The sequence below is a fragment of the Pseudomonas sp. VI4.1 genome, from assembly GCF_002029345.1.
Taxonomy (GTDB): Bacteria; Pseudomonadota; Gammaproteobacteria; order Pseudomonadales; family Pseudomonadaceae; genus Aquipseudomonas.
This window is the reverse complement of sequence record NZ_MULM01000166.1, coordinates 82587-91045: the sequence shown is the minus strand read 5'-3', so window position 1 is coordinate 91045 and position 8459 is coordinate 82587. Positions and strand designations below refer to the sequence as shown.

General features: G+C 62.3%; 5 protein-coding genes and 2 pseudogenes. All 7 read left to right on the top strand.

The window, feature by feature from the left end; translation table 11 throughout:
* Nucleotides 1-180: 180 nt before the first annotated feature.
* The 7 genes and pseudogenes from pssA to BZ163_RS20625 all read left to right on the top strand — a co-directional run bounded on the left by pssA (nucleotide 181) and on the right by BZ163_RS20625 (nucleotide 8431).
* Nucleotides 181-1524: a CDP-diacylglycerol--serine O-phosphatidyltransferase gene (gene pssA / locus BZ163_RS20655; RefSeq protein WP_128872383.1), complete on the top strand. Its 1344-nt coding sequence runs from the start codon at nucleotides 181-183 to the stop codon at nucleotides 1522-1524.
* Nucleotides 1525-2541, top strand: a complete 1017-nt coding sequence (locus BZ163_RS20650) for an AraC family transcriptional regulator (RefSeq protein WP_128872382.1) — start codon at nucleotides 1525-1527, stop codon at nucleotides 2539-2541.
* Nucleotides 2542-2728: 187 nt separating this feature from the next.
* Complete coding sequence (locus BZ163_RS20645) at nucleotides 2729-4393, top strand: AMP-binding protein (RefSeq protein ID WP_128872381.1); 1665 nt, start codon at nucleotides 2729-2731, stop codon at nucleotides 4391-4393.
* Between the two features lie 16 nt (nucleotides 4394-4409).
* Nucleotides 4410-5171 (top strand): SDR family NAD(P)-dependent oxidoreductase, encoded by a 762-nt coding sequence (locus tag BZ163_RS20640; protein ID WP_128872380.1) that lies wholly within the window; start codon nucleotides 4410-4412, stop codon nucleotides 5169-5171.
* A gap of 12 nt (nucleotides 5172-5183) precedes the next feature.
* Nucleotides 5184-6377, top strand: a complete 1194-nt coding sequence (locus BZ163_RS20635) for an acetyl-CoA C-acyltransferase (protein WP_128872379.1) — start codon at nucleotides 5184-5186, stop codon at nucleotides 6375-6377.
* A 142-nt stretch (nucleotides 6378-6519) separates the two neighbouring features.
* Nucleotides 6520-7646: pseudogene (locus BZ163_RS20630) on the top strand (acyl-CoA dehydrogenase).
* Nucleotides 7647-7658: 12 nt separating this feature from the next.
* Nucleotides 7659-8431: pseudogene (locus tag BZ163_RS20625) on the top strand (enoyl-CoA hydratase).
* The last annotated feature ends 28 nt before the right edge of the window (nucleotides 8432-8459 follow it).

Sequence of the window (8459 nt, the reverse complement as noted above, 5' to 3'; positions counted from 1 at the left end):
GCCAGCTCCTACAGGGGAACGCGATCACCTGTAGGAGCTGGCTTGCCAGCGAAGGCGCCAGAACAGACACCATCAAAACCCAAACAAACCCAAACAAACCCAAACAAGGCTCAAGCAAGACCCAACCCCATCCATGGTGTAAGCTCTCAACCTCTTCGGATTCGACCCATTGCGAGCCCTATGCCGTCGCTTTTCAAACGCTCTCTGCTGCCCAAACTGCGCAGTTTTCCGCTGACCGCCGATGCCGTCACTATCCTCTCAGGCGCTGCCGAATTCCGCCGTTGCCTGCTGGAAAAAATCGCCCAGGCGACCCGGCGCATCTATATCGTCGCGCTCTACCTGCAGCAGGACGAAGCGGGCCAGGAAATCCTCGATGCCTTGCACGCCGCCAAACTGGCGCGTCCGGAGCTGGACGTGGTGGTGGTCGTCGACTGGCTGCGTGCCCAGCGTGGCTTGATAGGCGCCGGCAAGCAGCCGGGCAACTCCGCCTGGTATCAGGAAACCACCCGTACCCGCGACAGCGTGGTTCCGGTGTACGGCGTTCCCGTACAGACCCGAGAGCTGTTCGGCGTCCTGCATTTGAAGGGTTTTGTGATCGACGACTGCGTAATCTACAGCGGCGCCAGTCTGAACAACGTCTATCTGCACAAGTTCGACAAATACCGCTACGACCGTTATCACCTGCTGCACAACAGCGCGCTGGCCGATTCGATGCAGCATCTGATCCAGCATGGCCTGATGGCCTCCAAGGCGGTGCATCGCCTGGACCTGCCGAATCTGCCGACCACCCGCAGCCTGCGCAACGACATCGGTGACCTGCGCAGCCGCCTCAAGCACGCGGCGTACGACACCACCACAGGCACTACCGTCAAAGACGGCTTGACCGTCAGTCCGTTGCTCGGCGTGGGCAAGAACAATCCGTTGAGCCGGGTGATTTGCGAGTTGATCGCCAGTGCCCGGCATCAACTGACCATCTGTACACCGTACTTCAACCTGCCGCTGGCCGTCACCCGGGAAATCAACCGGGCACTGGCGCGAGGGGTGAAAATCGACATCGTGGTCGGGGACAAGACCGCCAACGATTTCTACATCCCGCCGAGCGAACCGTTCAAGGTGATCGCGGCGCTGCCGTACCTGTACGAAATCAGCCTGCGGCGCTTCGCCAAGCGACATCATCGCAGCATCGACAGCGGTCTGTTGAACCTGCACCTGTGGAAGGACGGCGACAACACCTACCACCTCAAAGGCATGTGGATCGATCAGCGTTACACCTTGTTGACCGGCAACAATCTCAACCCGCGGGCATTCCGTCTGGACCTGGAAAACGCGCTGCTGATCGATGACCCCAACGGTGAATTGCTTGAGCCGCGGCAAAAAGAACTGGACGAGATTTTCCAGCACACCCGCCGCATCGAGCGCTATCAGGCGCTGGACACACTGCTGGAATACCCGCCGGCGGTGGCCAAGTTTCTCAAGCGCGTGAGCAGGGTGCGGATCGAGCGGTTGCTCTACCGGATTCTCTAAATGTCGGAAAAAGACACCATTTCCATGCAGCTGTGCGTGGAAGCGCTGCTGCAAAGTTGCGCCCCGGGCGCTGCCACCGAAGAGGTGCTGGACAAGGTCGGCATCGATCCGGCACTGCAGCAGACCGCCGACGCCCGTGTCCCGGCCACTGCGTATGCGCGCCTGTGGCGATTGCTGGCCCGGCGCCGGGATGACGAGTTTTTTGGCATGGACCCGCGCAAACTCAAATCCGGCAGCCTGGAGTTTCTCTGTCGTTGCTCCATGGTCCAACCGAGCCTGGCCGCCGGCCTGACCTCGGGCCTGGGTTTTCTGTCGCTGATGCTGGAACACCTGCCCGCACAATTGGTGCGCCAGCAAAGCCTGGCGGAAATCGTGCTGCTGGAGGACGACCAGGACCCGCGTCGGGCCTTCACCTATTTCACCTACTGGATGATCGTTCACGGCGTGGCCTGTTGGCTGGCGGGGCGGCGGATTCCGATCCTGGCCATCGAACTGCGCTGCCCGCAACCGGACTTCTGCGATGACTACCAGGTGATGTTCTCGGAAAACCTGCGTTTTGATCGGCCGCGCACGCGAATGATCTTCTCCGCCGAATGCCTGGATTTGCCGATCAAGCGCAGCCCTGAAGAACTCAAGCGTTTCCTGGCGCACGCCCCTGCCAATATCCTGGTCAAGTACCGCGACCCGGAAAGCCTGGCCAGCCGGATCAAGCACGATTTACGGCAATTGCCGGCCGAACGCTGGCCCGAGACCGAGGCGCTGGCGCAGCAGCTGCGCATGTCGGCCTCGACCTTGCGCCGGCGCCTGGCCGAAGAAGGGCAGACCTATCAGGGCCTCAAGGACAGCGTGCGCAAGGAGTTGGCGATCGTGTGGCTGGCCGAGCCGGCCATCAGCTTTGCCGAGATTGCCACGCGTCTGGGGTTTGCCGATACCAGCTCGTTCTACAAGGCGTTTCGCAAGTGGTCGGGGTCGAATCCGGGGCATTACCGGAGTTTGATTCTTAACGAGGCTGGCTGATTCGGACTTTGCGGTGCTGGCTTGCCAGCGAAGGCGTCAGTCCAGGCAACACATCCTTTGGATCTTGGCCAAACCAGTCACACAACTTGATAGCTTTGACTATTGTCCCGCTCCCCGCACAGAGCGACTATTTCCCTGTTACTTACGGTTCCCCCCAACCTAATAAGAAGACACAGGGATTCTGGCAATGCGCGATTACTTGTCTGCCACGTCACAGTTCGATTACCAGCACACCGTCGACGCCGCACTCGCGGGCGATTTGACGGCCCTCAACGCCTGTGTCGAGTGTTGCGACCGGCATGCCTTGCCGGGGCGCATCGCGCTGTTCTGGGAAGGCCGCGACGGCGCCAGCGCGACTTACACCTTCAGCGACTTGCAGGACAAGGCGGCGCGATTCGCCAATTTTCTGTTGGCCCAGGGCGTGAAGAAGGGCGACAAGGTCGCCGGCCTGCTGCCGCGTAACATCGAGTTGCTGATCACCGTGTTCGCCACCTGGCGCATCGGCGCGGTCTATCAGCCGTTGTTCACCGCGTTCGGCCCCAAGGCCATCGAACACCGCCTGAGCAGCTCCGGCGCCAAAGTGGTGGTCACCGACTCGGTCAATCGCTCGAAACTGAGTGAAGTGGCCGACTGTCCGACCATCGTCACCGTTGCTGGCCCCAAGGGCCAGGGCATCGTCCGGGGCGATTACAGTCTCTGGGCCGAACTGGCCAATTATTCCTCCCTGTGCGAACCGGTGCTGCTGACCGGCGAAGACCCGTTCCTGCTGATGTTCACCTCGGGCACCACCGGCCCGTCCAAAGCGCTGTCGGTGCCGCTCAAGGCCATCGTTGCCTTCCAGAGCTACACCCGTGACGCCGTGGACTTGCGCCCTGAAGATGCGTTCTGGAACGTCGCCGATCCGGGCTGGGCCTATGGCATCTATTTCGGTGTCACCGGGCCGATGTCAATGGGCCACCCGATCACCTTCTACGATGGTCCGTTCACCCTCGAAAGCACCTGCCGGGTGATCAACAAATACGCGATCACCAACCTCACCGGCTCGCCGACTGCCTATCGCCTGTTGATCGCCGGTGGCAACGAGTTCGCCCGCTCGATCAAGGGCAAGCTGCGCATCGTCAGCAGTGCCGGCGAGCCGCTGAACCCGGAAGTGATCCGCTGGTTCGCCGACAACCTCGGCGTGGTGATCCACGATCATTACGGCCAGACCGAACTGGGCATGGTGCTGTGCAATCACCATGGCCTGGAGCATCCGATCCACATGGGCGCCGCCGGATTCGCCTCGCCGGGCCATCGCGTCGTGGTGCTGGACGAGGAATACAAGGAACTCGGCGTCGGCCAACCAGGCATCCTGGCCATCGATCGCACCCAGTCGCCGATGTGCTGGTTCGGCGGTTACGAAGGTGCGCCGACCAAGGCTTTCATCGGCAACTATTACCTGAGCGGCGACACCGTCGAGTGGAACCCGGACGGCAGCATCAGCTTCGTCGGCCGCAGTGACGATGTGATCACCACCTCCGGCTACCGGGTCGGCCCGTTCGACGTCGAAAGCGCGCTGATCGAACACCCGGCGGTGGTCGAAGCCGCGGTGGTCGGCAAACCCGACCCGGAGCGCACCGAACTGGTCAAGGCCTTCGTGGTGCTCAGCGCGCAATACCGCCCGGAGCCGGAGTTGGCCGAAGAACTGCGCCAACACGTGCGCAAGCGCCTGGCCGCGCACTCATACCCCCGTGAAATCGAATTTGTCAGCGAGTTGCCGAAAACCCCAAGCGGCAAGTTGCAGCGCTTTATCTTGCGCAACCAGGAGATCGCCAAGGCTCAAGAGGCTGCGGCGAAGAACCCTTCAGCTTGAATCCAAGGACACCATGATGCAGATCGCAAACAAGGTTTTTCTCGTCACCGGCGGTGCGTCCGGTCTCGGTGCCGCCACCGCTGAAATGCTGGTCGCGGCCGGTGCAAAAGTCATGCTGGTGGACATGAACGCCGAGGCGGTTGCCGCTCAGGCGCAACGTCTTGGCGCGCACAGCGTGGTGGCCGATATCAGCAGCGAAGCGGCGGCCGAAGCCGCGGTGCAGGCCACGGTCAAGGCGTTCGGCGGGCTCAATGGCCTGGTCAACTGCGCCGGCATCGTGCGTGGCGAGAAAATCCTCGGCAAGACCGGCCCGCATGTGCTGGCCAATTTCAGCCAGGTGATCAACGTCAACCTGATCGGCAGCTTCAACATGCTGCGCCTGGCGGCGGCGGCGATTGCCGAGACCGAAGCGGATGCCGATGGCGAGCGCGGGGTGATCATCAACACCGCCTCCGCAGCGGCATACGATGGCCAGATCGGCCAGGCCGCCTATGCGGCCTCCAAAGGCGCGATCGTCAGCCTGACCTTGCCCGCCGCCCGTGAACTGGCGCGCTTCGGTATCCGCGTGATGACCATCGCCCCGGGGATTTTCGAAACGCCGATGATGGCTGGCATGACTCCGGAAGTCCGCGCGTCGCTGGCCGCCGGCGTGCCGTTTCCGCCGCGCCTGGGCAAACCGGACGAGTATGCCGGCCTGGTCAGGCATATCATTGAAAACAGCATGCTCAATGGCGAGGTGATCCGTCTCGACGGCGCCTTGCGCATGGCCGCCAAGTAAAGAGGATTTGTCATGACTATTGCCAACGATCCAATTGTTATCGTCAGCGCCGTCCGCACCCCGATGGGCGGGTTCCAGGGCGAACTGAAAAGCCTGACCGCACCGCAACTCGGTGCGGCAGCGATCAAGGCCGCGGTTGAACGCGCCGGTATTGCGCCGGATGCGGTTGAAGAAGTGCTGTTTGGCTGCGTACTGCCCGCCGGCCTCGGCCAGGCGCCTGCACGGCAGGCCGCCCTCGGCGCCGGCCTGGACAAATCGACCCGCTGCACCACCCTGAACAAGATGTGCGGCTCGGGCATGGAAGCGGCCATTCTTGCGCATGACATGCTGGTGGCCGGCAGCGCCGAGGTGGTGGTCGCCGGCGGCATGGAAAGCATGTCCAACGCGCCGTACCTGCTGGACCGCGCGCGCAGCGGTTACCGCATGGGCCACGGTCGCGTACTCGACCACATGTTCCTCGACGGCCTGGAAGACGCCTATGACAAGGGCCGCTTGATGGGCACCTTCGCCGAGGATTGCGCCGAAACCCACGGTTTCACCCGTGAAGCCCAGGACGCGTTTGCCATTGCCTCGACCACCCGCGCACAGCAGGCGATCAAGGACGGCAGCTTCAAGGACGAGATCGTGCCGCTCACCGTGACCGTCGGCAAAGAGCAGGTGCTGATCAGCCACGACGAGCAGCCGCCGAAAGCCAGGCTGGACAAGATCGCCTCGCTGAAACCGGCGTTCCGCGACGGTGGCACGGTCACTGCGGCAAACTCCAGTTCGATCTCCGACGGCGCCGCGGCACTGGTGCTGATGCGCCGTTCCGAAGCCGAGAAGCGCGGCCTGAAACCCTTGGCGGTGATTCACGGCCACGCCGCGTTTGCCGATACCCCCGGCTTGTTCCCGGTGGCTCCGGTGGGCGCGATCAAGAAACTGATGCAGAAAACCGGCTGGTCCCTGGACGAAGTCGATCTGGTGGAAGTCAACGAAGCCTTCGCCGTGGTCAGCCTGGTGACCATGACCAAACTGGAAATCCCCCACGAGAAGATCAACGTGCACGGCGGCGCTTGCGCCCTGGGTCACCCGATCGGTGCGTCCGGTGCGCGGATCCTCGTGACCCTGCTCTCGGCCCTGCGCCAGAAAGGCCTGAAGCGTGGTGTTGCGGCGATCTGCATCGGTGGCGGTGAAGCGACGGCCATGGCCGTGGAATGCCTGTACTGAGGCTGACACCAATCCCTGTAGGAGCTGGCTTGCCAGCGAATGCGGTGTGTCATTCAACATTAATGTCGACTGACACGGCCTCTTCGCTGGCAAGCCAGCTCCTACAGATTTTCGCATTCGGCTTATTTTTTAAGGACTGGCCATGATCCCCAATGACGACCAACAACAAATCCGCGATATGGCCCGGCAGTTCGCCGAGGAACGGCTGAAACCGTTCGCCGCAGAATGGGACCGCGAACACCGCTTCCCCAAGGAAGCATCGGCGAGATGGCACAGCTGGGCTTCTTCGGCATGCTGGTGCCGGAAGAGTGGGGCGGTTGCGACACCGGTTACCTGGCCTACGCCATGGCCCTGGAGGAAATCGCCGCCGGTGACGGGTCCTGCTCGACCATCATGAGCGTACACAACTCGGTGGGCTGCGTGCCGATCCTCAAGTACGGCAACGACGAGCAGAAAGAGCGCTTCCTCAAACCGCTGGCCAGCGGCGCGATGCTGGGTGCCTTCGCCCTGACCGAACCCCAGGCCGGCTCCGATGCCAGTGGCCTGAAAACCCGCGCCAGGCTGGACGGCGACCACTACGTGCTCAACGGCTGCAAGCAGTTCATCACGTCGGGGCAAAACGCCGGGGTGGTGATCGTCTTCGCCGTGACTGATCCGGCTGCCGGCAAGCGAGGCATCAGCGCGTTCATCGTGCCGACCGACTCGCCAGGCTACAAAGTCGCACGGGTCGAGGACAAGCTGGGTCAGCACGCGTCCGACACCTGCCAGATTCTGTTCGAAGACGTGAAAGTGCCGCTGGCCAACCGTCTGGGCGAGGAGGGCGAAGGGTACCGGATCGCCCTGGCCAACCTCGAAGGCGGCCGTGTCGGCATCGCCTCGCAATCGGTGGGCATGGCCCGTGCCGCGTTCGAAGCGGCCCGCGACTATGCCCGCGAGCGCGAGAGCTTCGGCAAGCCGATCATTGAACACCAGGCCGTAGCGTTCCGCCTGGCGGATATGGCCACCCAGATCGCCGTGGCCCGGCAGATGGTGCATTACGCTGCAGCGCTGCGTGACAGCGGCAAACCGGCCTTGGTCGAAGCATCGATGGCCAAACTGTTCGCCTCGGAAATGGCCGAGAAGGTATGCTCATCGGCCTTGCAAACCCTTGGCGGTTACGGTTATTTGAACGATTTCCCTTTGGAGCGGATCTATCGCGACGTGCGTGTCTGCCAGATCTACGAAGGCACCAGCGATATTCAGCGCATGGTCATTTCGCGCAATCTATAAACGGAGTCATACATGAGTTACGAAACGATTTTGCTGGAAACCCAGGGTCGCGTGGGCTTGATTACCCTCAACCGTCCGCAGGCGTTGAACGCGTTGAATGCGCAGATCGTCAGCGAACTGAACCAGGCCCTCGACGGCCTGGAGGCCGACTCGAATATCGGCTGCATCGTGCTGACTGGCTCGAAAAAAGCCTTCGCCGCCGCGCCGACATCAAGGAAATGGCCGAGCTGACCTACCCGCAGATCTACCTTGACGATCTGTTCAGCGACAGCGACCGCGTGGCCAACCGCCGCAAGCCGATCATCGCCGCGGTCAACGGTTTTGCCTTGGGCGGTGGTTGTGAGCTGGCGTTGATGTGCGATTTCATCCTGGCGGGTGACAACGCGAAGTTCGGTCAGCCGGAAATCAACCTCGGCGTGCTCCCGGGCATGGGCGGCACCCAGCGCCTGACCCGCGCCGTGGGCAAGGCCAAGGCCATGGAAATGTGCCTCAGCGGCCGCCTGATCGACGCGGTGGAAGCCGAGCGTTGCGGGATCGTCGCGCGGATCGTACCGGCGGATGAACTGCTGGAAGAAGCACTGAAAGTCGCGGCCAAGATTGCCGCGAAGTCGCTGCCGATTGCGATGATGGTCAAGGAGAGCGTCAACCGCGCCTTTGAAGTGAGCCTGTCGGAAGGCGTGCGCTTTGAGCGTCGGGTGTTCCATGCGGCGTTTGCGACGCAGGATCAGAAGGAAGGGATGGCGGCGTTTATTGCCAAGCGTGAGGCTGAATTCAAAGGGAAGTGATGTAGCGTTCTTGCGGACGCTTTCGCTG